Annotated in this window: 22 protein-coding genes; 14 read left to right on the top strand and 8 right to left on the bottom strand. The window is 64.7% G+C overall.

The window, feature by feature from the left end:
• Positions 1-65: 65 nt before the first annotated feature.
• From ACM42_RS34895 to ACM42_RS34925, 7 genes are all read left to right on the top strand, one after another.
• Positions 66-1,007, top strand: a complete 942-nt coding sequence (locus ACM42_RS34895) for an ABC transporter permease (RefSeq protein ID WP_271532767.1) — start codon at positions 66-68, stop codon at positions 1,005-1,007.
• 19 nt (positions 1,008-1,026) lie between these two features.
• The gene (locus ACM42_RS34900; RefSeq protein ID WP_271532769.1) at positions 1,027-1,914 is read left to right on the top strand and encodes an ABC transporter permease; all 888 of its coding nucleotides are present in this window, start codon (positions 1,027-1,029) and stop codon (positions 1,912-1,914) included.
• Positions 1,915-2,020: 106 nt separating this feature from the next.
• Complete coding sequence (locus tag ACM42_RS34905; protein WP_271532771.1) at positions 2,021-3,670, top strand: ABC transporter ATP-binding protein; 1,650 nt, start codon at positions 2,021-2,023, stop codon at positions 3,668-3,670.
• Positions 3,671-3,905: 235 nt separating this feature from the next.
• Positions 3,906-5,411, top strand: coding sequence for a M81 family metallopeptidase (locus ACM42_RS34910; protein WP_271532773.1), 1,506 nt, complete (start codon positions 3,906-3,908; stop codon positions 5,409-5,411).
• A gap of 13 nt (positions 5,412-5,424) precedes the next feature.
• Positions 5,425-6,597, top strand: a complete 1,173-nt coding sequence (locus tag ACM42_RS34915) for a M20 aminoacylase family protein (protein WP_197967681.1) — start codon at positions 5,425-5,427, stop codon at positions 6,595-6,597.
• The gene (locus tag ACM42_RS34920; protein ID WP_271532775.1) at positions 6,590-8,011 is read left to right on the top strand and encodes an amidase; all 1,422 of its coding nucleotides are present in this window, start codon (positions 6,590-6,592) and stop codon (positions 8,009-8,011) included. Before ACM42_RS34915 ends, ACM42_RS34920 begins: the two co-directional genes overlap by 8 nt.
• Positions 8,012-8,313: 302 nt before the next feature.
• The gene (locus ACM42_RS34925) at positions 8,314-9,204 is read left to right on the top strand and encodes a crotonase/enoyl-CoA hydratase family protein (protein WP_271532777.1); all 891 of its coding nucleotides are present in this window, start codon (positions 8,314-8,316) and stop codon (positions 9,202-9,204) included.
• A gap of 103 nt (positions 9,205-9,307) precedes the next feature.
• Here ACM42_RS34925 and ACM42_RS34930 read toward each other — a convergent pair whose 3' ends face one another.
• The 3 genes from ACM42_RS34930 to ACM42_RS34940 all read right to left on the bottom strand — a co-directional run bounded on the left by ACM42_RS34930 (position 9,308) and on the right by ACM42_RS34940 (position 11,729).
• Entirely contained in the window at positions 9,308-10,285 is a 978-nt protein-coding gene (locus ACM42_RS34930) for an NADPH:quinone oxidoreductase family protein (protein ID WP_271532780.1), read from the bottom strand.
• The gene (locus ACM42_RS34935; protein ID WP_271532782.1) at positions 10,285-10,893 is read right to left on the bottom strand and encodes a 2-hydroxychromene-2-carboxylate isomerase; all 609 of its coding nucleotides are present in this window, start codon (positions 10,891-10,893) and stop codon (positions 10,285-10,287) included. The genes ACM42_RS34930 and ACM42_RS34935 overlap by 1 nt, the downstream gene beginning before the upstream one ends.
• 134 nt (positions 10,894-11,027) lie before the next feature.
• Positions 11,028-11,729, bottom strand: a complete 702-nt coding sequence (locus tag ACM42_RS34940; RefSeq protein WP_271532784.1) for a glutathione S-transferase N-terminal domain-containing protein — start codon at positions 11,727-11,729, stop codon at positions 11,028-11,030.
• 134 nt (positions 11,730-11,863) lie between these two features.
• On the opposite strand from ACM42_RS34940, the gene ACM42_RS34945 reads away from it, so the two are divergent.
• The gene (locus ACM42_RS34945; RefSeq protein ID WP_271532786.1) at positions 11,864-12,886 is read left to right on the top strand and encodes a methionine synthase; all 1,023 of its coding nucleotides are present in this window, start codon (positions 11,864-11,866) and stop codon (positions 12,884-12,886) included.
• A gap of 5 nt (positions 12,887-12,891) precedes the next feature.
• Here the strand turns inward: ACM42_RS34945 and ACM42_RS34950 are convergent, their stop codons facing one another.
• The 4 genes from ACM42_RS34950 to ACM42_RS34965 form a co-directional block, all read right to left on the bottom strand.
• Positions 12,892-13,248: a hypothetical protein gene (locus tag ACM42_RS34950; RefSeq protein ID WP_271532788.1), complete on the bottom strand. Its 357-nt coding sequence runs from the start codon at positions 13,246-13,248 to the stop codon at positions 12,892-12,894.
• A gap of 22 nt (positions 13,249-13,270) precedes the next feature.
• Positions 13,271-13,888, bottom strand: coding sequence for a hypothetical protein (locus ACM42_RS34955; RefSeq protein ID WP_271532791.1), 618 nt, complete (start codon positions 13,886-13,888; stop codon positions 13,271-13,273).
• Between the two features lie 131 nt (positions 13,889-14,019).
• Positions 14,020-14,547 (bottom strand): xanthine phosphoribosyltransferase, encoded by a 528-nt coding sequence (gpt, locus tag ACM42_RS34960; protein WP_271532793.1) that lies wholly within the window; start codon positions 14,545-14,547, stop codon positions 14,020-14,022.
• A 121-nt stretch (positions 14,548-14,668) separates the two neighbouring features.
• Positions 14,669-15,406, bottom strand: a complete 738-nt coding sequence (locus ACM42_RS34965) for a competence/damage-inducible protein A (RefSeq protein WP_271532795.1) — start codon at positions 15,404-15,406, stop codon at positions 14,669-14,671.
• A 282-nt stretch (positions 15,407-15,688) separates the two neighbouring features.
• Here ACM42_RS34965 and ACM42_RS34970 point away from each other — a divergent pair, with 282 nt between their 5' ends.
• The 6 genes from ACM42_RS34970 (at position 15,689) to ACM42_RS34995 (ending at position 21,177) form a co-directional block, all read left to right on the top strand.
• On the top strand, positions 15,689-17,107 hold the full coding sequence (locus ACM42_RS34970) for a circularly permuted type 2 ATP-grasp protein (protein WP_271532796.1): 1,419 nt from the start codon (positions 15,689-15,691) through the stop codon (positions 17,105-17,107).
• A gap of 4 nt (positions 17,108-17,111) precedes the next feature.
• Complete coding sequence (locus ACM42_RS34975) at positions 17,112-18,056, top strand: alpha-E domain-containing protein (protein WP_028177332.1); 945 nt, start codon at positions 17,112-17,114, stop codon at positions 18,054-18,056.
• Positions 18,057-18,174: 118 nt separating this feature from the next.
• Positions 18,175-19,023, top strand: a complete 849-nt coding sequence (locus tag ACM42_RS34980) for a transglutaminase family protein (protein WP_271532798.1) — start codon at positions 18,175-18,177, stop codon at positions 19,021-19,023.
• A 67-nt stretch (positions 19,024-19,090) separates the two neighbouring features.
• Complete coding sequence (locus ACM42_RS34985; RefSeq protein WP_271532799.1) at positions 19,091-19,498, top strand: carboxymuconolactone decarboxylase family protein; 408 nt, start codon at positions 19,091-19,093, stop codon at positions 19,496-19,498.
• A 137-nt stretch (positions 19,499-19,635) separates the two neighbouring features.
• Positions 19,636-20,394 carry a proteasome-type protease gene (locus ACM42_RS34990; protein WP_035678903.1) on the top strand — a complete coding sequence of 253 codons (759 nt, stop codon included), beginning with the start codon at positions 19,636-19,638 and terminating at the stop codon, positions 20,392-20,394.
• 24 nt (positions 20,395-20,418) lie between these two features.
• Complete coding sequence (locus tag ACM42_RS34995) at positions 20,419-21,177, top strand: SDR family oxidoreductase (protein ID WP_271532801.1); 759 nt, start codon at positions 20,419-20,421, stop codon at positions 21,175-21,177.
• Here the strand turns inward: ACM42_RS34995 and ACM42_RS35000 are convergent.
• Positions 21,174-22,457: a hypothetical protein gene (locus ACM42_RS35000; protein ID WP_271532803.1), complete on the bottom strand. Its 1,284-nt coding sequence runs from the start codon at positions 22,455-22,457 to the stop codon at positions 21,174-21,176. The genes ACM42_RS34995 and ACM42_RS35000 overlap by 4 nt on opposite strands.
• Between the last annotated feature and the right edge of the window lie 270 nt (positions 22,458-22,727).

Here is a 22,727-nt window from a genome sequence, read left to right on the forward strand (position 1 = left end):
GATAGACACGACAGAGTTCACGGGAGCCTTGATGTTCCACACGTTCCGTAGCCGGAGATAAGTGCATGCTGGGTTATCTTATTCGACGCGTTCTGGCCGCGGTGCCCGTGATGGGCGTCGTCGCGCTGTTCGTGTTCCTGCTTCTGCGGCTGACGCCGGGCGATCCCGCCGCGATTCTCGCCGGCGACAACGCGACGCCGGAACGGCTCGAGCGCATCCGCACCTCGCTCGGCCTGAACGAGCCCCTGATCGTGCAGTTCATCACCTGGGTGAACAAGCTGCTGCACGGCGACCTCGGAACCTCGCTGATCTCCAACCTGCCGGTGATGAAGATGATCGGCCAGCGCGTCGAGCCGTCGATCTCGATCGCGCTGTCGACCATCATCCTCGCAGTCATCGTCGCGGTTCCCTTGGGGGTGGTCGCGGCCTGGAAGCACGGCACCTGGATCGACCGCTTCGTGATGGGCCTGTCCGTGCTCGGCTTCTCGGTGCCGGTGTTCGTGGTCGGCTATCTCCTGATCCAGATCTTCGCCATCGACCTGCGCTGGGTGCCGGTGCAGGGCTTCCGCAGCATCTCGAACGGCTTCGGGCCGTTCTTCGAGCGTATCATCCTGCCGACCTGCGCACTCTCCTTCATCTACATCGCCCTGATCGCGCGCATGACGCGCGCGGCGATGCTCGACGTGCTCGGCGAGGACTATGTCCGTACCGCGCGCGCCAAAGGCATCAACGAGGTCGCGGTGATGATGCGCCATGCACTGCGCAACGCCGCGGTCCCCGTGATCACCGTGATCGGCACCGGCTTCGCGCTCTTGATCTCCGGCGTCGTCGTCACCGAGAGCGTGTTCAACATCCCCGGCATCGGCCGCCTCACCGTTGATGCGGTGCTGGCGCGCGACTATCCGGTGATCCAGGCGATGATCCTGCTGACGTCGCTGATCTATGTCGTCGTCAATCTTCTCATCGACGTCGCCTACACCCTGCTCGATCCCCGGATCCGGTACTGAGGCAAGGATAAGGATACAAATGTCGGTCGATACCCTTCCCCAGTCGTCCATTCCGATCACGTCGCCGCTGCGGCCGCGATTCGGATTCCTCACCTCGACGCCCATCATTGCGACTGCGACGGTCCTGCTCACGCTGGTCGTGGTGGTCTCGATCCTCGCGCCGCTGATCGCGCCGCATGATCCGATCCAGCTCGCGCCGTCGCAGCGGCTCAAGCCCTCCTCCACACAATTCCTGCTTGGCACCGACGCCTACGGCCGCGACCTGTTGTCGCGCGTGATCTATGGCGGCCGCATCTCGCTTCTGATCGGCATCGGCTCGGCGATCCTGTCGATCGCCATCGGACTCGCGATCGGCCTCGTCTCCGGCTTCTTCAAGCTGGTCGATTCCGTCCTGATGCGCGTCATGGACGGCCTGATGGCGATGCCGAGCATCCTGCTCGCGATCGCCGTGGTGTCGCTGTCCGGCGCCAGCCTCTGGACCGTGCTGATCGCGATCACGATTCCGGAGATCCCGCGCGTGGCGCGACTGGTTCGCTCGGTCGTGTTGTCGGCGCGCGAGGAACCCTACGTCGAGGCCGCGATCTCGGTTGGCTCCAGCCTGCCGAAGATCATGTGGCGCCACCTGATGCCGAACACGATCGCGCCGCTGATCGTCCAGGGCACCTATGTCTGCGCGAGCGCCATTCTGACCGAGGCCATCCTCTCCTTCCTCGGCGCCGGCATCTCGCCGGAGACGCCGACCTGGGGCAACATCATGGCCGAGGGCCGCCAGTATTTCCAGATCAAGCCGTCGCTGATCTTCTGGCCGGGCCTCTTGCTCTCGATCGCCATCCTCAGCATCAACCTGATCGGCGACGCCGCCCGCGACGCACTCGATCCGCGCATGAAGCAGCGGGAGGGGAAGTGAAATCCTTTACTCCGTCGTTCCGGGGCGGTGCGAAGCACCGAACCCGGAACCTCGAGGTTCCGGGTTCGCGCTTCCGCGCGCCCCGGAACGACGTTGGAGACATTGCATGACCAACACCATCCTCGACATCAACAACCTCGTCGTTTCCATCGGCAAGAAGCCGAAGGGCGTGAACATCATCGACGGCATCTCGATCCAGGTGCGCGAGCGCGAGACGCTGTGCCTCGTCGGCGAAAGCGGCTCGGGCAAGTCGGTGACGTCGCTCACCACGATGGGCCTCTTGCCGAAGGGCACGCTGGTTCCCACCGGCGGCAGCATCAAGCTGGTCGGCGAGGAGCTGCTCACCGCGACCGACCGCCGCCTGCGCCAGCTTCGCGCGACCAAGATGGCCATGATCTTCCAGGAGCCGATGACCGCGCTCAATCCGGTGGTGCCGGTCGGCCGCCAGATCGACGAAGTGCTGCGCGCGCATACCGATCTCGACGGGAAAGCCCGGAAGAAGCGTATCCTCGACATGATGGAGCAGGTCCACCTGCCCCAGGTCGAGCGCATCTTCGCCTCCTATCCGCACCGCCTCTCCGGAGGCCAGCGCCAGCGCATCATGATCGCGATGGCGCTGGTGCTGGAGCCGAAGCTCCTCATTGCCGACGAGCCGACCACCGCGCTCGACGTCACCACGCAGAAGCAGATCCTGACGCTGATCCGCGAGCTGCAGCGCGATCACGGCACCGCCGTGCTGTTCATCACGCACGACATGGGGGTGGTCGCCGAGATCGCCGACCGCGTCGCGGTGATGCGGCAGGGCCGCCTGGTCGAGACCGGCCCGCTCGACACCGTGCTGCGCAATCCAACCATGGAATACACCCGCAACCTGCTCGCCTCGGTACCGAGCCTGGTGCCGCGAGCGCCGCGCGAGGATAGCCGCGAGCCCGTGGTGCTGGAAGCCAACGAGCTCAGCAAGGTCTACAAGGAGCGCGCCTTCTTCGGCAAAGGCCGCGAGGTTGTCGCCGCCGACAAGGTCACGCTGACCCTGCGCAAGGGCCGTACCCTCGGCATCGTCGGCGAAAGCGGCTCGGGCAAGTCGACGGTGGCACGCTGCATCGTCCGCCTGATCGATCCGACCTCCGGTGGCGTGCGACTCGCCGGTCGCGAGATCGCCGACATCTCGCGCCGTCTGCTCCAGCCGCACCGGCAGAAGATCCAGATCGTGTTCCAGGATCCCTACCGCTCGCTGAACCCGCGCGTGACCGTTGGCGACAGCATCGCGGAAGGCCCGATCAACTACGGCGTCTCCCAGGCCGATGCGATGAAGCGGGCGCGCGAGCTGCTTGAGCTCGTCGGCCTGCCGGCAGATGCGGTGTCGCGCTATCCGCACCAGTTCTCCGGCGGCCAGCGCCAGCGCATCGCCATCGCCCGTGCGCTCGCGCTCGATCCGGACGTGCTGGTCGCGGACGAGGCGGTCTCCGCGCTCGACGTCTCCGTGCAGGCACAGGTGCTGGAACTGCTCGACGAGATCCAGAAGCGGCTCGGCATCGCCATCCTGTTCATCACCCACGATTTGCGCGTCGCTGCGCAAATCTGCGACGAGGTCGTGGTGATGCAGCATGGCCGCGTCGTCGAACAGGGCCCCGCAGCCGAAGTGCTGACGCATCCGAAGGAGGCCTACACCAAGGCGCTGCTGGACGCCGCTCCCGGCCGCGACTGGGACTTTGCGAACTTCCGGCCGGTGGCCGAGGGCCTGGCGGCGAGCGCGTAAGATCTCTCCTCCGTCGTTCCGGGCATCGCGAAGCGACGAGCCCGGAATCCATCGGACGGCAGACACTGCAGCAAGATGGATTCCGGGTTCGCGCCCAAGTGGGCGCGCCCCGGAATGACAGCGCAGCAGCATTCCCAAAACGTCTTGACCCTATGCATGGCGCGATTGCTTCCCAGCTTGCTCTTGCGGCAAGGCCGGGGCTAACGTCGCGCACTTTCAATCGGGACTGAACTGAATGACACGTATCGCCATCGGCGGCTTCCTGCACGAGACCAACACCTTCGCTCCGACCAAGGCGACATTTGCGGACTTCCAGCATGGCGGCGGCTGGCCTGCGATGACGGAAGGCTCGGACGTGCTGAAGGTGATGCGGCGCATCAATGTCGGCCTCGCCGGCTTCGTCGACAGCGCTGAAGACAGCGGCTGGGAACTCATTCCGACGATTGCCTGCGGAGCGAGCCCCTCCGCCCATGTCACCAAGGACGCCTTCGAACGCATCGTGAAGGTGATGGTCGACGGCATCGCAGCCGCCGGGCCGATCGATGCGGTCTATCTCGACCTGCACGGCGCCATGGTGACCGAGCATCTCGATGACGGCGAGGGCGAGATCCTGGCGCGCGTGCGCCGCGTCATCGGCAAGGATGTTCCGCTCGTCACCAGCCTCGACCTCCATGCCAACGTCACGCCCGAGATGATCGAGCATGCCGACGCGCTGATCGCCTACCGCACCTATCCGCATGTCGACATGGCCGAGACCGGCCGCGCCTGCGCAAGACATCTGGCGCTGCTGCTGCAGACGAAGCAGCGCTTCGCAAAGGCGTTCCGGCAATTGCCGTTCCTGATCCCGATCAGCTGGCAATGCACCAACGACCAGCCGACCAGAGGCATCTACGAAAAGCTCGCCGCGCTGGAGGGCGATGCGGTTCCGACACTCTCTTTCGCGCCCGGCTTCCCGGCCGCGGATTTCCGCGATTGCGGGCCGAGTGTATTCGCCTATGGCAGGACGCAAGCGGACGCCGACCGCGCAGCCGATGCGATCATGAAGCTGATCGAAAGCCACGAGGACGATTTCGACGGCAAGATCTGGTCGCCTGACGATGGCGTGCGCCATGCCATGGAACTTTCGAGGAATGCGAGCAAGCCGATCATCATCGCGGACACCCAGGACAATCCCGGCGCCGGCGGCGATTCCGACACGACAGGCATGCTGCGCGCGCTGGTGCGCAACAAGGCAAGCGCCGCCACCGGCGCGATCTACGATCCGGACTCGGCCAGGGCCGCGCACGCGGCCGGCGTCGGCGCCAGCGTGACGCTCTCGCTCGGCGGCAAGTCCGGCATCCCCGGCGATGAGCCCTATCGCGAGACCTTCGTGGTCGAAAAGCTCTCCGACGGCCGCTTCATCGCGCCCGGCCCCTATTACGGTGGCCGCGAGATGGAGATGGGTCCCTCCGCGTGCCTGCGCATCGGCGACGTCCGCGTGGTCGTTTCTTCGCACAAGGCGCAGCTCGCCGACCAGGCGATGTACCGCTATGTCGGCATCGAGCCGACCGCGCAGAAGATCCTGGTCAACAAGAGCTCGGTCCACTTCCGCGCCGATTTCGAGCCGATCGCGGAGAAGCTGATGATCTGCGCCGCCCCCGGCGCAATGCCGGCCGACACGGCTTCCCTGCCCTGGACGCGGCTGCGGCCGGGCATCCGCATCAAACCGAACGGCCCTGTTTTCGATCCTCCCTCACGCTAACTGGACAGGACACATGCCCACGATCGACCGCATCGACGGCTACGCCGACGAACTCACCGCTATCAGGCGCGATCTCCACGCTCACCCCGAGATCGGCTTCGAGGAAGTGCGCACCTCCGGCATCGTCGCCGACAAGCTGAAGAGCTGGGGCATCGAGGTGCATCGCGGCCTCGGCGGCACCGGCGTGATCGGCGTCATCAAGGGCAAGGGTTCGAGCGGCAAACGCATCGGCCTGCGCGCCGACATGGACGCGCTGCCGATGGAGGAGAACACCAATCTGAAGTGGAGCTCGAAGATCCCCGGCCGCTTCCACGGCTGCGGCCATGACGGCCACACCACCATGCTGCTCGGCACCGCGCGCTATCTCGCCGAGACCCGGAATTTCGACGGCACCGTGCATTTGATCTTCCAGCCGGCCGAGGAAGGCCTCGGCGGCGCCCGCGCCATGATCAAGGACGGCCTGTTCGAGAAGTTTCCCTGCGACGAGCTCTACGGCCTGCACAACGCGCCCGACCTCAACCACGGCGAGATCGCGATCCTGCCCGGCCCCGCGATGGCCAGCGCCGACTTCTTCGACCTCCGCATCACCGGCTACGGCGCGCATGGCGCGATGCCCGAACGCTCCAAGGACGCGGTGATCATCGCGACCACGCTGGCCCAGGCGATCCAGACCATCGTCAGCCGCAACGTCGAGCCGCTGCAGGCTGCCGTGATCTCGATCACCCAGATTCACGCCGGTTCCGCCTACAACGTCATTCCCGGCGACGCGCATCTTTGCGGCACCATCCGCACCTTCTCGAAAGAAGTCCGCACCCTGATCGCCGAACGCATCCGCACGATCTGCGCCGGCATCGCGAGCGCCTATAGTTGCGTGATCGACGTCGACATCCGCGACACCTTCGACGTGCTGGTCAACCAGGTCGAGCAGTCCAAGGTGGTCGAGGAGGTCGCGCGCACCATCGTCGATCCCGCCAACGTGATCACCCGCACCCAGCCGAAGATGGGCAGCGAGGATTTTGCCGACATGCTGCAGACCGTCCCCGGCGCCTATTTCTGGGTCGGCCATGACGGCTCGGTGCCCGTGCACAATCCCGGCTTCGTGCTCGACGACAAGATCCTGCCGATCGGCGCCAGCATGTTCGCCCGCATCATCGAGACGCGCATGCCGGTGGGAGCCCATGCATAAGAAGAGCGTCGAAGAGGCGGTCACCTCGCTGCACGATCTGTCCGCTGTTGATCTGATCGCGGGCTATCGTGCAAAGCAGTTCTCGCCGAGCGAGGTGCTGGAGGACCTGCTCGCGCACGTCGCTGCGTGGGAGCCGCACCTCAAGGCACTCTATGCGTTCGATCCCGACGGCGCGCGCGAGGCCGCAAAGGCCTCGACCGCGCGCTGGACCGGCGGCGAGCCGTCCGGCGCGCTCGACGGCGTGCCTGTCACGGTGAAGGACAACATCGCAACCAAGGGCGTGCCGGTGCCGCTGGGCGCGGCCAGCGTCAAGCTCGTGCCGGCCGAGAAGGATGCCCCGCCGGCCGCGCGGCTGCGCGAGGCCGGCGCGATCATCTTCGCCAAGACCACCATGCCCGATTACGGCATGCTGTCCTCCGGGCTTTCCAGCTTCCATGCGCTGGCACGCAATCCCTGGGACCTCTCCAAGAATCCAGGCGGCTCCAGCGCAGGCGCCGGCGCTGCCGCCGCGGCCGGCTATGGTCCCTTGCATCTCGGCACCGATATCGGCGGCTCGGTGCGGCTGCCCGCCGGCTGGTGCGGCCTCGTCGGCCTGAAACCGAGCTTCGGCCGCGTGCCGATCGATCCCACCTATGTCGGCCGCGTTGCCGGACCGATGACGCGCACGGTCGACGACTGCGCCCTGATGATGAGCGTGATCGCAAAACCCGACCGGCGCGACGGCATGAGCCTGCCGGCCGAACCGCTCAACTGGAAGGGGCTGGAGAAGTCGCCGCGAAAACTGCGTATCGGCCTGATGCTCGATCCCGGCTGCGGCCTGCCGCTGGAGAAACCGGTGCGCGAGGTCGCGGTGAAGGCGGCGAAGGCGTTCGAATCCGCAGGCGCCGTCGTGACCGAGGTCGACGGCATCCTCACCCGCGAGATGCTCGACGGCCTCGACAATTTCTGGCGCGCGCGGATGTGGGACGATCTGTCGAAGCTGACGCCGGCCGAGCAGGCAAAGGTGCTGCCCTACATCTTCAAATGGGGCGAATCCGGCGCCAGGCTCTCTGGCGTCGACGTGATCCGCGGCTTCAACCAGACCATGGCGATCCGCGCGGCGGCGTCAAAGCTGTTCTGCGAGCTCGACTATGTGATCTCGCCGACTGCGCCGAACGTGAACTATCCGGCGGAATGGGCCTCGCCGACCAACGATCCCATGAAGCCGTTCGAGCACATCGCCTATACCGTGCCGTGGAATATGTCGGAGAACCCCGCGATCTCCGTCAATGGCGGCTTCGACGCCAAGGGGTTTCCGATCGGCGTGCAGATCGTCGGCCGACGCTTCGACGACATCGGCGTGCTCGGCATGGCCAAGGCGTTCGAGGGCCTGCGTGGCCCGCAGCGGCTCTGGCCCGAGCCGCCGGCCAATTAATCCCACTGTCGTCATTCCGGGTTGCGCCCTCTTGGCGCAAGCCCGGATGACCTGGGACAGGCAACCTGCGGAGCCTCTTGCTTACCCTCCCCTGGAGGGGGAGGGTCGGCTCACGTGGAGCGCAGCGACATGTGAGACGGGGTGGGGTGACGGTCTCTCCGCGTCCGACAGTGCCCGAGAGGAGAGATCACCCCACCCCGCTCGCGCTACGCGCGATCGACCCTCCCCCTCCAGGGGAGGGTAAGAAAAACTCAAGCCCTCTGCCGCTCACGCAACGAAAAGAAACAAGGAAGGAAACCGCCATGGCGTATGAGACGATCAAATACGAGGTCGCCGAGCAGATCCTCACCATCACGCTGAACCGGCCCGACAAGCTCAATGCCTTCAACGCGCAGATGCAAGCAGAGCTGATCAACGCGTTCGACGCCGCCGACAAGGACGACAACGTCCGCGCCATTATCGTCACCGGCGCCGGCCGCGGTTTTTGCGCGGGCGCGGATCTTTCGTCCGGCGCCGACACGTTCGACCGCGACGCACGGCGCGGGCCTGTAAGGCGTTTGGCCGACGGCAAGGTCGACTACAGCGATCCCCAGGTGCGCGACGGCGGCGGCCAGGTCACCTTGCGCATCTTCAAGTGCCTGAAGCCCGTCATCGCCGCGGTGAACGGTCCCGCGGTCGGCATCGGCGTCACCATGCAGCTCGCGATGGATATCCGCATTGCCTCGGAGGCCGCACGTTTCGGCTTCGTGTTCTCCCAGCGCGGCATCGTGCCGGAGGCCGCCTCGAGCTGGTTCCTGCCGCGCATCGTCGGCATCTCGCAGGCGCTGGAATGGTGCTATTCGGGCCGCGTCTTCCCGGCGCAGGAGGCGCTTGCCGGGCGTCTCGTCAGCAAGGTCGTCGCGCCGGATGATCTCCTGCCAACCGCCCGCGCGCTCGCCAAGGAATTTGCCGCGAAGACCGCGCCGGTCTCGGTCGCGCTGATCCGCCAGATGATGTGGCGCATGATGGGCGCCGACGATCCGATGGAGGCCCACAAGGTCGACAGCCGCGGCATCTACGCCCGCGGCCGCTCCGACGACGTCAAGGAGGGCGTGGTGTCGTTCCTGGAAAAGCGTCCCGCGCAGTTCAAGGACAAGGTGTCGACCGACATGCCGGATTACTTCCCGTGGTGGACGGAGCGGGAGTATAAGTGACGCTCTCGTAGGGTGGGCAAAGGCGCTCTTGCGCCGTGCCCACCATCTATCAGCAACCGACACCGGAATGGTGAGCACGCTTCGCTTTGCCCACCCGGCACCGTCACTCCATCACCAGCGCCACGCGCCCGATCGCCTTGCGCTCGATCAACAGCCGCATCGCCTTCGCGTAGTCCTCCAGCGGCAGTCGATGCGAGACGTTGGGACGCAGCTTGCCCTCCTCCGCCCATTGCAGCAGCGCCTTGAGGCGCGCTTCGCCGAGTGCGGGATTTTTCCGCACGGCTTCGCCGGCGCGCACGCCCAGCACGCTGGCGCCCTTGATCAGCAGGAGATTGGTCCTGGCCGAGCCGATGCCGCCGGTGAAGCCGATCACCAGCAGCCGGGCACCCCAAGCGATGCAGCGCATGGAATCTACAAAGACCTGGCCGCCGACCGGATCGAACACGACGTCCACGCCGCGGCCGTCGGTGATATGCTTGACCGCGTCGCGAAACGGCTCACGGTCATAGCGCACGAGATGATCGGCGCCGCGCGATTGCGCAATGGCGAGCTTGTCGTCGCTCGAGGCCGTCGCGATCACGATCGCGCCCAGCATCTTGCCGATCTCGACGGCCGCAAGGCCGACGCCGCCGCCCGCGCCGTGGACCAGCAGCACCTCCCCCGGCGCGACCTGACCGCGATCGATCAAGGCATGATAGGCCGTGCCGTGGCCGGCGAGGTAGGTCGCAGCCTCCGCATAGTCGAAGGTGGACGGCATCGGCGTGAGCTGCGAGGGCGAGACCACGGCTTCGTCCGTGAATGCACCATGGCGCATCTTGACGATGACCTTGTCGCCGACCGAAACGCCCCTTGCCTCCGGTCCTACCTCGGTGACATCGCCGGCAGCTTCCATCCCGGGCGTGAACGGCAGCTCAGGCTTGAGCTGATATTCGCCGGCCGCCATCAGCACGTCAGGGAAATTCAGTCCGGCGGCGCGGATCGCAACGCGCACCTCGCCCGGCTTCAGGGCGCGCGAGGCAAACTCCTCCAGCCGCAACGTCTCGGGCGCACCGAGCGCGCGGCATACAACAGCGCGTACCATCAGGCCGCGCTCGCCCTGCTGCGCAGCAGTGCCTCGCGGATCAACGGCAGGCGGTCGTTGCCGAAGTACATGTCGGTCTTGTTCACGAACATCGTCGGCGAGCCGAAGCCGCCGCGGGCGACGACCTCTTCGGTATTGGCCTTGAGCTGATCCTTGATCCCCTGCTCCGAAATGCCGGCGAAGAATTTCTGCTCGTCGATCCCGATTTTCCTGCAGATTTCGGCGAGCACCGCATCCTGCGAAATATCCTTGTCCTCGCCCCAATAGGCCTCGAACACGGCCGTCGCAAACGGCACAATGTCTTTGCCGAGCCAGATGCAGCCGCGCATGGCTTTGACGCTGTTCACGGGGAACACGGTCGGCGGCATCTTGATCGCAAGCCCCGCCGAGCGCGCCCAGTCCTGAAGATCCTTCGTCATGTAGCGCGCCTTCAGCGGCACCGGCTTTTCGCGCTGGGCGTAGACGCTCGGGTTGACCGTGTTGAAGATGCCGCCGACCAGGATCGGCCGCCAGACGATCTCGGCGCCTAGTTCCTTCGCCAGCGGCTGGATGTTGTGGAAGGCAAGATAGGTCCAGGGGCTGGAACAGTCGAAGAAGAATTCGATCATGGCGTTTCCTTTGCTGACGGACCTCATCCTGAGGAGGCCGCGGAGCGGCCGTCTCGAAGGATGGCCACCCGCGATAGTCGGGCCTTCATGGTTCGAGACGCGCCTGCGGCGCTCCTCACCATGAGGAACGGGCACTACGTCTTTCCTAACACTTCCTTCGCACGCTGGCCGAACATGATCTTGCGTGATTCCTCGTCGAACGGCTCTTTCACGAACTTGCCGATCGCGAGCCCGGCCTGTACCTGCGGTCTCGCACGAACCTCGGCATACCAGCGTTTCACGTTTGGATAGTCGTCGAGCGTAAAGCCTTGCGCCTTGTGAGTCATGGTCCAGGGGAAGCAGGCGATGTCGGCGATGGAATAGTCACCGGCGACATAGGCCCCAGTCTTGCCGAGCTGGCGATCGAGCACGCCGTAGAGCCGCGCTGCCTCGTCGCGATAGCGTTCGATCGCGTAAGGGATCTTCTCAGCGGCATAGAGCGCAAAATGTCCATGCTGGCCGAGCATCGGTCCGAGCCCGGCCATCTGCCACATCACCCATTGGATGGTGGTCGAGCGCCCGCGCAAGTCCGTCGGCAAGAACCGGCCGGTCTTTTCCGCGAGATAGATCAGGATGGCGCCGGTCTCGAAGGCCGAGAACGGAGGCCCGCCGTCGGCAGGATCGTGATCGACGATGGCCGGGATACGGTTATTCGGGGAGATCGCGAGAAAGTCGGGGTTGAACTGCTCGCCGGCGCGGATGTTCACGGGCTTCACGCTGTAGGGAAGCCCGAGTTCCTCCAGCATGATCGAGATTTTCCAGCCGTTCGGCGTCGGCGCGTAATAGAGATCGATCACGACCTTTCCCTTGGCCTTTCCTTTGGGCCTTCCCTGTCATCGCCGTCGGAATAGAGAGCGACTTTTGTTGTTCTGTACCTTGACGTTAAGTCATGGCAGGAAGAGGCGCAACACAACCTGCCGGGAGGGCCGCCATGCTGTTTCCAACCACGATCGCCGGCTCCTTGCCGAAGCCGGAATGGCTGGCCGAGCCCAATATGCTCTGGGCGCCCTGGAAGGCGCAAGGCGACGAGCTTCTCCGGGCCAAGCGCGATGCAACGCTGATCTGGCTGAAGATCCAGGAGGACGCCGGCATCGACATCGTCACCGAGGGCGAGCAGGCCCGTCAGCATTTCGTCCACGGCTTCCTGGAGAAGATCGAGGGCATCGACTTCGCCCACAAGGTCGAGATGGGCATCCGCAAGGACCGCTACAAGGCAATGGTGCCGCAGGTGGTCGCCCCGCTCCGGCTCAAGGGACGCGTCCATGCCTTCGAGGCGCGCGTGGCGCGCACACATACCAGGAAGAAGCTGAAGTTCACCCTGCCCGGCCCGATGACCATCATCGACACCATTGCCGATCGCTACTATGGCGACCGCGTGAAGATGGCCTTTGCCTTCGCCGAGTTGCTCAACGAGGAGGCCAAGGCATTGCAGGCCGACGGCGTCGATCTCGTGCAGTTCGACGAGCCAGCCTTCAACGTCTACATGGACGAGGTCAACGACTGGGGCATCAAGGCGCTGGAGCGCGCGGCGCAGGGCCTCACTTGCACCACCGCGGTCCACATCTGCTACGGCTACGGCATCAAGGCCAACACCGACTGGAAGGAGACGCTCGGCGCGCAATGGCGCCAGTACGAGCAGATCTTTCCGGCGATCGACGCGAGCCCGATCCAGCAGGTTGCGATCGAGTGCCGCAATTCCAAGGTGCCGCTCGACCTCCTGGCACTGCTCAAGACCAAGATCGTGCAGGCCGGCGTGATCGACGTCGCCAGCGACACCGTGGAGACCGCCGAGGACGTCGTCCAGGTGATCGATGCGGTGTCGAAATTCGTGCCCAAGAGCAACATCATCGCCACCACCAATTGCGGCATGGCGCCGATGCGGCGGGAGATCGCCGAAGCCAAGCTGATGGCGCTCGGCGCCGGCGCCGCGCTGGCGCGCGAGCGGCTCGGGTGAGACACCTAGTCGCGCGGCAGCGACGTTCCGGCTCCGGGCGCGGGCTCGAGCGTTCTGACGGCGCCTTGCTGGTGATCGCTCTTGCAAGCATGGTCGTCGAGCGACTTCAGCCCGAGCAGATATTGGCCGTGCTCGTGCATGTTGCTCGTCATGTATCTGTCAATGCGGGTCAGAAAGTTCAGCATTTGACTCTCCTCGATGTTGCACGAGAAGGTAAGCTGCCGGGTATAGCCGATCGATGGGACCGTCAGGACGATGTTATAAAGGCGATATAGCCGTCGCTGGAACGACTTGCCCGCAAGAGCAATAAGATGTCGCCGCGCCTCGACAGTTCGCAATATGAGGAACGGGCGGCGCGGCACGATCGGAATTCATGGTACACGTCTAGCCGAGTGCCGTCGGATGCAGCCTGGGCTGATAACCCGCGCTCAGCGCACGCACCGTCGAGGGCGGCGTCAAGAGCTTGGCGTTGTCGAGCCGCCCCTGAGCGCCGGCATAGCCCGCCGGCGACCACCGCAGCACCCTGCCCCGTGTCACTAGAAAACTGGCTTCCCGCTGCAGCACCATCGCCCCATCCGGAAGCTGCTCGATCGGCATCACGAGCTCATGAAGTCGCTTCCGGCCGTGATCTAGCCGCTCGCGATGCAGGACCTCATCGATATCGTGCATGCGGACATCGTGGAGGCGATTGCCTTCCTCCCAGGCGGCGCGAAACTGTTTGGCGTCGTCGCGGCGGCAGAAGAAGCAGGGACGATGGCCGGCGGCGAGCGCGGTGGCCTCATCGAGGAAGAACAGCTCGGTCCAGCTTCGGTTCGCCATCACCTCGCGGCGGCGGCCGCGGAACTCGCACACGCAGGTCAACCAGGCCGACGTCGACCAGCGCTTTCTCAGCAGCGTCTTGGTAGCGGGGTCATGGATGATGCCGCGGTTGCCGGTGAACAGGCCGCGATGCGGCGTGGCGATGATGTCGCCGGTGGGCGTGACGCGGTTTTGCAGCGGCATGGGTGCCGACCTACTACACTGATGTCATTCCGGGGCGACGCGAAGCGTCGATTCCGGAATCTCGAGATTCTCAGGTGCGCAATTGCGCACCATAGTTCTGTCCTGCGGACCGCCCCGGAATGACCTTTCGATCACGCCGCGCCGTCGCGCAGCGGCGGATGGTAGGACAGCGCAGTGTCCCAGGGGAAGAAGATCCAGGTGTCCTGCGAGACTTCCGTAATGAAGGTGTCGACCAGGGGGCGGCCCTTCGGCTTGGCGTAGACGGTGGCGAAATGCGCATCAGGCAGCATCTCACGCACCAGCTTGCCGGTCTTGCCGGTGTCGACGAGGTCGTCGACGATCAGCAGCCCCTTACCGGTGCCGCCGCCGAGATTCATCGCCGCTTCGGAAATCCCCTTGAGGACCTGGAGCTCGCCCTGCTTGTCATGGTCGTAGCTCGCGATGCAGACCGTATCGATGACGCGCACGCCGAGTTCACGCGCGACGATCGCGGCCGGCACCAGGCCGCCACGGGTGATCGCGATCACCGCGTGGAACGGACCAACCTCGTTGAGCCGCCAGGTCAGCGCCCGGCAATCCCGGTGGAACTGGTCCCACGAGACCGGAAAGGCCTTGCCTGCCCGCTCCTGCGCACTCAGCTCCGGTGCTTCACCAGCCATCATCGTCTCCTGCGTCGTCTGCCGGCATCCACGTGCTACAGCATGATCCGGAAAAGTGTGCAGCGGTTTTCCGACAAGATCATGCTCATATAACTGCTATAGCGCCCGGCGCGCCGGGGCTTTAGCGGTTGATGTTCAATCCCGCCAGCATTTCCTTTACTGCAGCCATCGCCGCCGCCAGCTTCTCCGGATCGCGCGAGCGCACCACCAGATTGGTGTTCGGCTTCTGCTCCTCGTCCATGAAGGGATAGCTGCCGATGATGGTGTCGGGATGAGCGGTGGCGATCGCCCGCAGCGGGCTGCCGATGTCGCCCTCGCGCGCATTGGCGCGGACCGATTCGGAGAGCATGCGCACGCCCGATTTCAGCTTGGGCGAGACGATATCCATCATCGCCTGCATGATCGACGGCACGCCGGCCATGACGATGACGTTGCCGATCTTGAAGCCGGGAGCGAGGATGGTCGCACTCTGGATCAGCTCGGCACCGTCGGGGATGCGGGCCATGCGCAGGCGGGCCTCGTTGAGGTCCTGCTCGCTCCAGCGCTCGCGGAAGCGGGCGACGACCTCCGGGTGATGGTCGATACCGACGCCGAACGCCTTGGCCACGGCATCGGCGGTGATGTCGTCATGCGTCGGTCCGATGCCACCCGTGGTGAAGACGTAGGTGTAGCGATGCCGCAGTGCGTCCAGGGCGGCGATGATGTCGGCCTCGTCGTCCGAGACGATCCGGACCTCCTTCAGGTCGATGCCGATATTGGTCAGGTATTCGGCGATGAAGCCGATATTCTTGTCCTTGGTCCGGCCGGACAGGATTTCGTCCCCAATGACCAGGATGCCCGCCGTGACGATGTCGCTCATGCCTCAAGTCCCTCACCTGTGACGCCAACTTTGCCGAGGTAACGCGTTGAAGTCACGCGGTTTTGCTTCTGAAATAAGCAGTCCTCAGCCATTTTTTCAGGCAAGCCGCCGGCCGTCCCCGGCAAATGCCCCTCCTCCATGCTTATCGCGCTGGCCCGGCCCTTGCTACCTCCTAGGGAAGTCATGCACTCTCACGGCATGGCCACGGGACGTTGCGGTCTTGAGCAAGGCCGAAACGACCTGATCAATGGCGCAACGCCTGGGGGAGAACAGTCGGATTCTATGGCAGTCGCGTTTGACGAAATGAATATTCCCGGCGGAGACCTTCGCCCCGCCTATCAGGAGCTGGCGCGCTGGCTCAAGGAAACGCCGCCCGAAGCCCTCGAATATCGGCGCCAGGAGGCCGAGCTCCTGTTCCGCCGGATCGGCATCACCTTCGCGGTCTACGGCGATTCCGAGTCGACCGAGCGCCTGATTCCGTTCGACGTGATCCCGCGGATCATGTCCGGCAAGGAATGGGCGCGACTGGAGAAGGGCCTGAAGCAGCGCGTGCGCGCGCTCAACATGTTCCTGCGCGACATCTATCACGGCCGCGACATCCTCCGCGCCGAGATCGTGCCCGACGATCTGATCTTCCAGAACCCGGTGTTCCGCCCCGAGATGAACGGCCAGCAGGTGCCGCACGACGTCTACGTGCACATCGCCGGCATCGACATCGTCCGGGTCGACGCCGAGGACTTCATCGTGCTGGAAGACAACGCCCGCACCCCCTCGGGCGTGTCCTACATGCTGGAGAACCGCGAGATCATGATGCGGCTGTTTCCGGATCTGTTCGCCCGCCACAGGGTGGCGCCGGTCGAGCGCTATCCGGACGAGCTGCTCGCAGCCCTGCGCTCGGTCGCGCCGCTGAGCGCATCCAGCGAGCCGACCGTCGCCCTGCTCACGCCCGGCGTCTACAACTCGGCCTATTACGAGCACTCGTTCCTCGCCGACAAGCTCGGCATCGAGCTGGTCGAAGGCCGTGACCTCATCGTCAAGAACAACGAAGTGTTCATGCGGACGACGGAAGGGCTGAAGCGGGTCGACGTCATCTACCGACGTGTCGACGACGATTTCCTCGATCCCCTCACCTTCCGACCCGACTCCGTGCTCGGCGTGCCCGGGCTGATGTCGGCCTACGCGGCCGGCAACATCACGCTCGCCAACGCCGTCGGCACCGGCATCGCCGACGACAAGGCGATCTACTCCTACATGCCTGATATCGTGAAGTTCTATCTCGGCGAGGAGCCGATCCTGAAGAACGTGCCGACCTGGCGCTGCCGCGAGCCGAAGGACCTCGCCTATGTGCTGGACAATCTCGGCGAACTCGTGGTCAAGGAAGTGCACGGCTCCGGCGGCTACGGCATGCTGATCGGCCCCGCAGCGACCAAGGCGACGATCGAAGCTTTCCGGGACAAGCTCAAGCGCGAGCCGGAAGGTTTCATCGCGCAGCCGACGCTGGCGCTGTCGACCTGCCCGACCTGCACCGCATCCGGCCTCGCCCCGCGCCATGTCGACTTGCGGCCCTTCGTGCTGACGGGCAGCAAGAGCACCACCATCGTGCCGGGCGGGCTCACGCGGGTCGCGCTCAAGGAAGGCTCCCTGGTGGTGAATTCGAGCCAGGGCGGCGGCACCAAAGACACCTGGATCCTGGACGAGTAGAGAGATGCTGTCGCGTACCGCCGAAAACCTCTACTGGCTCGCCCGCTACGTCGAACGGGCCGAATATCTCGCGCGCACCATCGATGCGACGCTGCGCGTCACCGCGCTTCCCGCCGCCTATATCGGCAAGACCAATGAATGGGATTCGGCGCTGCTCACCGCCGGGGTCGCCGCCAGCTTCTATCAGACCTACGAGGAGGCCAACGAGCACAACGTCGTCGAGTATCTCTCGTTCTCGCCGAACAATCCGTCTTCGATCAGGAACTGCATCGAGGCGGCGCGGCTGAACTCGCGCTCGGTGCGCACCGCGCTCACCAGCGAGATGTGGGACACCATCAACTCGGCCTGGATCGAGCTTCAGGCGGTTTGGAGCAAGGGTGCCTCGACGCGCGAGGATCTCGCCAAATTCCTCCGCTTCGTGCAGGAGACCTCGCTGCGCTTCGACGGCTCGGCCTACCGGACCATGCTGCGCAACGACGCGTACTGGTTCTCGCGCATGGGCGTGCATCTGGAGCGCGCCGACAACACCGCGCGCATTCTCGACGTGAAATATCATGTGCTGTTGCCCGAGGAGGAGCATGTCGGCGGCCCGCTCGACTTCTATCAATGGAGCTCGATCCTGCGCTCGGTCTCGGCGCTGACGGCCTATCACTGGGTCTATCGCGAGACGTTGAAGCCGTGGCTGATCGCGGATCTGCTCATCCTCAACGACACGCTGCCGCGCTCGCTCGCCAGCTGCTACGGCAACCTCGTGCGCAACCTCGACCAGATCGGCGTCGCCTATGGCCGCCAGGGCCCTGCCCAGCGCCACGCCCGCGGCATCCGCAACCGGCTGGAACACAGCAATATGAACGACATTTTCCAGCATGGCGTGCATGAATTCATTCAGGAATTCATCACGGACAATTCCAGGCTGGGCGAAATCATCACGAAGCAGTATTTGATCTAGTCGAGACTGAAACCTTCACCTTTCGTCGTTCCGGGGCGATGCGAAGCATCGAACCCGGAATCTCGAGATTCCGGGTCTGGCGCTTCGCGCCATCCCGGAATGACGGAATCAAAACACCATGCGCCTGCGAATCCAGCACATCACGACCTATCGCTACGAGCCGCCGGCCACCAGCGTGATCCAGATCCTGCGCATGACGCCCGGCAGTCATGACGGGCAATACGTCGCGGAATGGCAGATCGACGTCTCCACCGACACCAAGCTCGACATGCATGAGGACGCGTTCGGCAACGTCACCCACGTGCTGTCCTGCGGACCCGTCGGCGACATCCAGATCACGGCAGAGGGGCTGATCGAGACCCACGACACCGGCGGCGTGCTGCGCGGCACGGACGAGCGTTTCCCGGCCGGGATGTTCCTGCGCTCCACCGACCTCACCTCCGTCAATCCGGCGATGACGGCGGTTGCGCGCCAGTTGCGCGGCGAGGCCGAGAGCGACACGCTGGGCTTCCTGCACACGTTGATGACGCAGATTGCCGATCACATGACGTTCGACGAAGACCCCACCAACAGTGGCACCTCCGCGGCAGAGGCGTTCGCGCTCAAGCGCGGGGTCTGCCAGGATTACGCGCACATCTTCATCGCCTGCGCCCGCGCCGGCGGCGTGCCGGCGCGCTTCGTCTCCGGGCACTTTCTGCGATCAGACGACTCGGTGCATCAGGAGGCCGGCCATGCCTGGGCGGAGGCTTACGTGGCCGATCTCGGCTGGGTCGGCTTCGATCCCGCCAACAGCATCTGCGCCACCGACGCCCATGTGCGCGTTGCGATCGGGCTCGACTATCTCGGTGCAGCCCCGGTGCGTGGCACGCGCTATGGCGGCGGCACGGAAACGCTGGCGGTGGCTGTGAAGGTCGAGCAGACCGGCCGCAGCGGGCAGTCGCAATCGCAGTCCCAGCGGCAGAGCTAGATGCTGCCGGACGAGCGCATGCGCCGTGCTACAATCGCAGGATCAGATCAGACCAGCGAGGTAGCCCATGGCGACTGTAAAACTGCTTTCGGATGACGAACTCTCCGCCGACGCGCGCGCCGTTTTCGACGACATCCGAATGGTGCGGAAGTCGGATTTCGTCAACAATTTCTGGCGGGCGCTGGCGCATGATCCGAAGACGCTGCGGCGGACCTGGAACAGCATCAAGGAAGTGATGGCTCCGGGTGCGCTCGACCCCAAGACCAAGGAAATGCTCTACGTCGCGGTTTCGATCGCCCATGGCTGCAGCTACTGCATCCATTCGCACACGGCCGCCGCACGGGCCAAGGGCATGACCGAGGCCGAATATGGCGAGTTGCTCGCCATCGTCGGCATGGCTGCGGAGACAAACCGGCTGGTCACGGGGCTTGGCGTGCCGGTCGACGAGGCGTTTCTCGTCGATGCAGTGGATTGAGCGACAAGAGCTGACTGTCATTCCGGGGCGCGCGCAGCGCGGGCCCGGAATGACAGCCTTCCCCCGCGGGAATCGGGGGTTTCATGGCTCCCTGAAATTGGCTAGTAATTCCGCGCAAACGCGTTCGGGGACTGGAAATGACCTATTGTTGCGGAATCCTGGTTCGGGACGGTCTGGTGATGATCGCCGACACCCGCACCAATGCCGGCCTCGACAACGTCTCGACCTTCCGCAAGCTGCACATCTTCTCCAAGCCCGGCGAGCGCATCATGGCGATCGCCAGCGCCGGCAACCTCGCCATCAGCCAATCGGTGCTCTCCACCCTGACCGAAGGCCTGGAAGACCCCAACACGGGCGAAATCGAGACGCTGATGAACGCGCCGACCATGTTCCAGGCCGCCCAGCGCATCGGCCGGGCGATCCGGGCGGTGCATGCCACCGAGGGACCGGCACTGAAATCCGAGGACGTGTCCTTCGACGTCTCCTTCCTGTTCGGCGGCCAGATCAAGGGCGCGCGCATGCGTCTGTTCATGGTCTACACCGCCGGCAATTTCATCGAGTGCACCACCGACACGCCCTACCTGCAGATCGGGGAGCACAAATACGGCAAGCCGGTGCTCGACCGCGCCATGCATTACGACGTCGAGCTCTACGAGGCGCTGAAGACCGGCCTGATCTCGATGGACTCGACCATGCGCTCGAACCTCGGCGTCGGCCTGCCGATCGACGTGCTGGTGGTGCGCACGGACGCCTGCGAAGCCGATCTCAACCACCGCATCGAAGCGGGCGAACCTTATTTCCACGATTTGCGCTCGCGCTGGTCGGCGGCGTTGCGCGCCGCGCACCAGAACATTCCGCGCCCGCCCTACAAGAACGAAAAAGAACCCAAAACCTGACAGTTTGAGAAAAGGCAGGAAACGATGAGTGAAGCGAAAAAGATCGCATTGGTGACCGGCGCCGGCACCGGTGTCGGGCGCGCAACGTCGCTGGCGCTGATGAACACCGGCTTCACCGTGGTGCTCGCAGGGCGCCGGCTCGACATGCTCGAGGAGACGGCGAAGCTCGGCCCGGCGGGAAAAAGCCTCTGCGTCACCGCCGACATGACCAAGCCGGACTCCATCGCCGCGCTGTTCGACAAGGTGAAGGCGACCTACGGCCGGCTCGACGTGCTCTTCAACAATGCCGGCATGGGCGCCCCTGCCGTGAACTTCGAGGACCTCAGCCTCGAACAGTGGCAGGCGGTGGTGAACACCAACCTCACCGGCCCGTTCCTGTGCACCCAGCATGCCTTCCGCATCATGAAGGACCAGACCCCGCGCGGCGGCCGCATCATCAACAACGGCTCGATCTCGGCGCACGCGCCGCGGCCGTTCTCGGCGGCCTATACCTCGACCAAGCACGCCATCACCGGCCTGACCAAGGCCAGCAATCTCGACGGCCGCATGTACGACATCGCGGTCGGCCAGGTCGACATCGGCAATGCCGCGACCCCGATGACCGACCGCATGGTCAACGGCCCCGGCGTCCTGCAGCCCGACGGCACCACCAAGCACGAGCCGCGCATGGACGCGAAAGCGGTCGGCGATGCCGTCGCCTACATGGCCAGCCTGCCGCTCGATGCCAACGTGCTGACCATGACGGTGATGGCGACCAAGATGCCGTTCGTCGGACGGGGCTAGCCGCTCACGCGCTGCAGGCGTTCGCGCAGAAACCGACGCAACGCCTGCTCCGCCGCTTCCGTCGGGACCGCGGCATCAAATACAATGAGCTTGACGTCCACCAGAGGATACTCGTCGCTGCGAAACGCGAGGGCGGCTATCGCGCCGAGCGGAACTCGAACGACGGCGTCCTCGCCGCGCCGTGTGGCTTGCATTTCGCCGAGCTCCTTTCGGGAATCGAACCAGAAGAACCTGGTCATCTCCCGCAGCGTGATGTCGCGCCGCGCGATGTGAACCTGCGGATTGCGGCTGCTCGAGCTTAACCCGTATTCGTCAGGCAACGGTACCACGACAAACGACGTCGCGCCGTCGGGCATTGCAGGACCCATGAAGACTCCGACCTCGTGATAAGGAACGTCGACGCGATATCCGGCAACGGCGATATCGGGCGTGGGCAGGATGTGCAGTGCACGCAGAGCGGGGCGTACCTGGTTGTTCATGAGCTTGAGGCCTGCGTGGCCGAATATGCCGGGGCTGTAGAACCACGCGACGGCACAGGCCGCTGCCAACGCCCCAATCTTCAAACTATGGCGAGGGTTACGTTCTTGGCGACGCACGCGATGGGCAAGCCATAGCTGCACGGTGAGCGCCGCAATCGCACTGAGGCAAGCACCGGCGACGGGCAGCCAGCGCGGCACGGCACTGGCGGGATGACCGAGCGGCAGCTGATACGCGAAGCGAATGGCAAGATAGCCACCGAACGCGATCGTTAGCCAGACATATGCGCCGACCAGATTTGCCTGGAATTCGCGACGTGTATCCGCAGCCCACCACGGAAGCCCAAGCAAGTAGCGGCTGGCAAGGGTGAGCAGCAGCGCCAGGATGAGGCCACAGCCGATCAGTACGATCGTGTTTATCGCGAACAACAGCCGTGCGCCGTTAAACTCCACACCGATCGACATCGCTGCTCTGATCGCAACTCCGGCGATGACGCGGGGCACTTCCCCCACGGCAACCACCAGCCAGTCGATCGCTAGCGACGAGGCCGCAAAGCTCGCCACCGCCAGGACAATCAGATCGTACCAGGGAAGGATCGACCGGCGCGCAAGATCGGAGAAGATAAAGCCCGCCAGCGCTCCTCCCGCACCAAGCTTCATGGTCAGGAGGAAGTATCCGTCGGGAAGGTTTGCAATGCGCAGATAAATGATAGAGCCGTACGCGGCATATATCGCACATGCGAGCGGCACGGCCACCCACAGCCACATCGGCACTTCGAACTGGCGCGGGCCGATCCGGATCATGCCGGGATGATAGCAAAGCGCGCTTAATCCGCGGTCAATGACAGCGGAAAAAGCCCGTGGCGGCGTTAGCAATCCGGAAACGGTGTCGCCGCCGGTCGTCCCCTACTCCAGGCGCTCCACCTTTCGCAGCGTCGGAAATAGCTTCATCCAGAGCAGCGCGATCGCGATCTGTTGGCTGCTCTGGCGTCGTCCCCTGGGTCACCCTAATCGGTTTGGGCCCTGATCTCGCCGCCCCGCGTGGCTGAGGCGGACCTGCTTGTCAACAGCAGG

This window comes from Bradyrhizobium sp. CCBAU 25338, from assembly GCF_028128965.1.
GTDB classification, from domain to species: domain Bacteria; phylum Pseudomonadota; class Alphaproteobacteria; order Rhizobiales; family Xanthobacteraceae; genus Bradyrhizobium; species Bradyrhizobium liaoningense.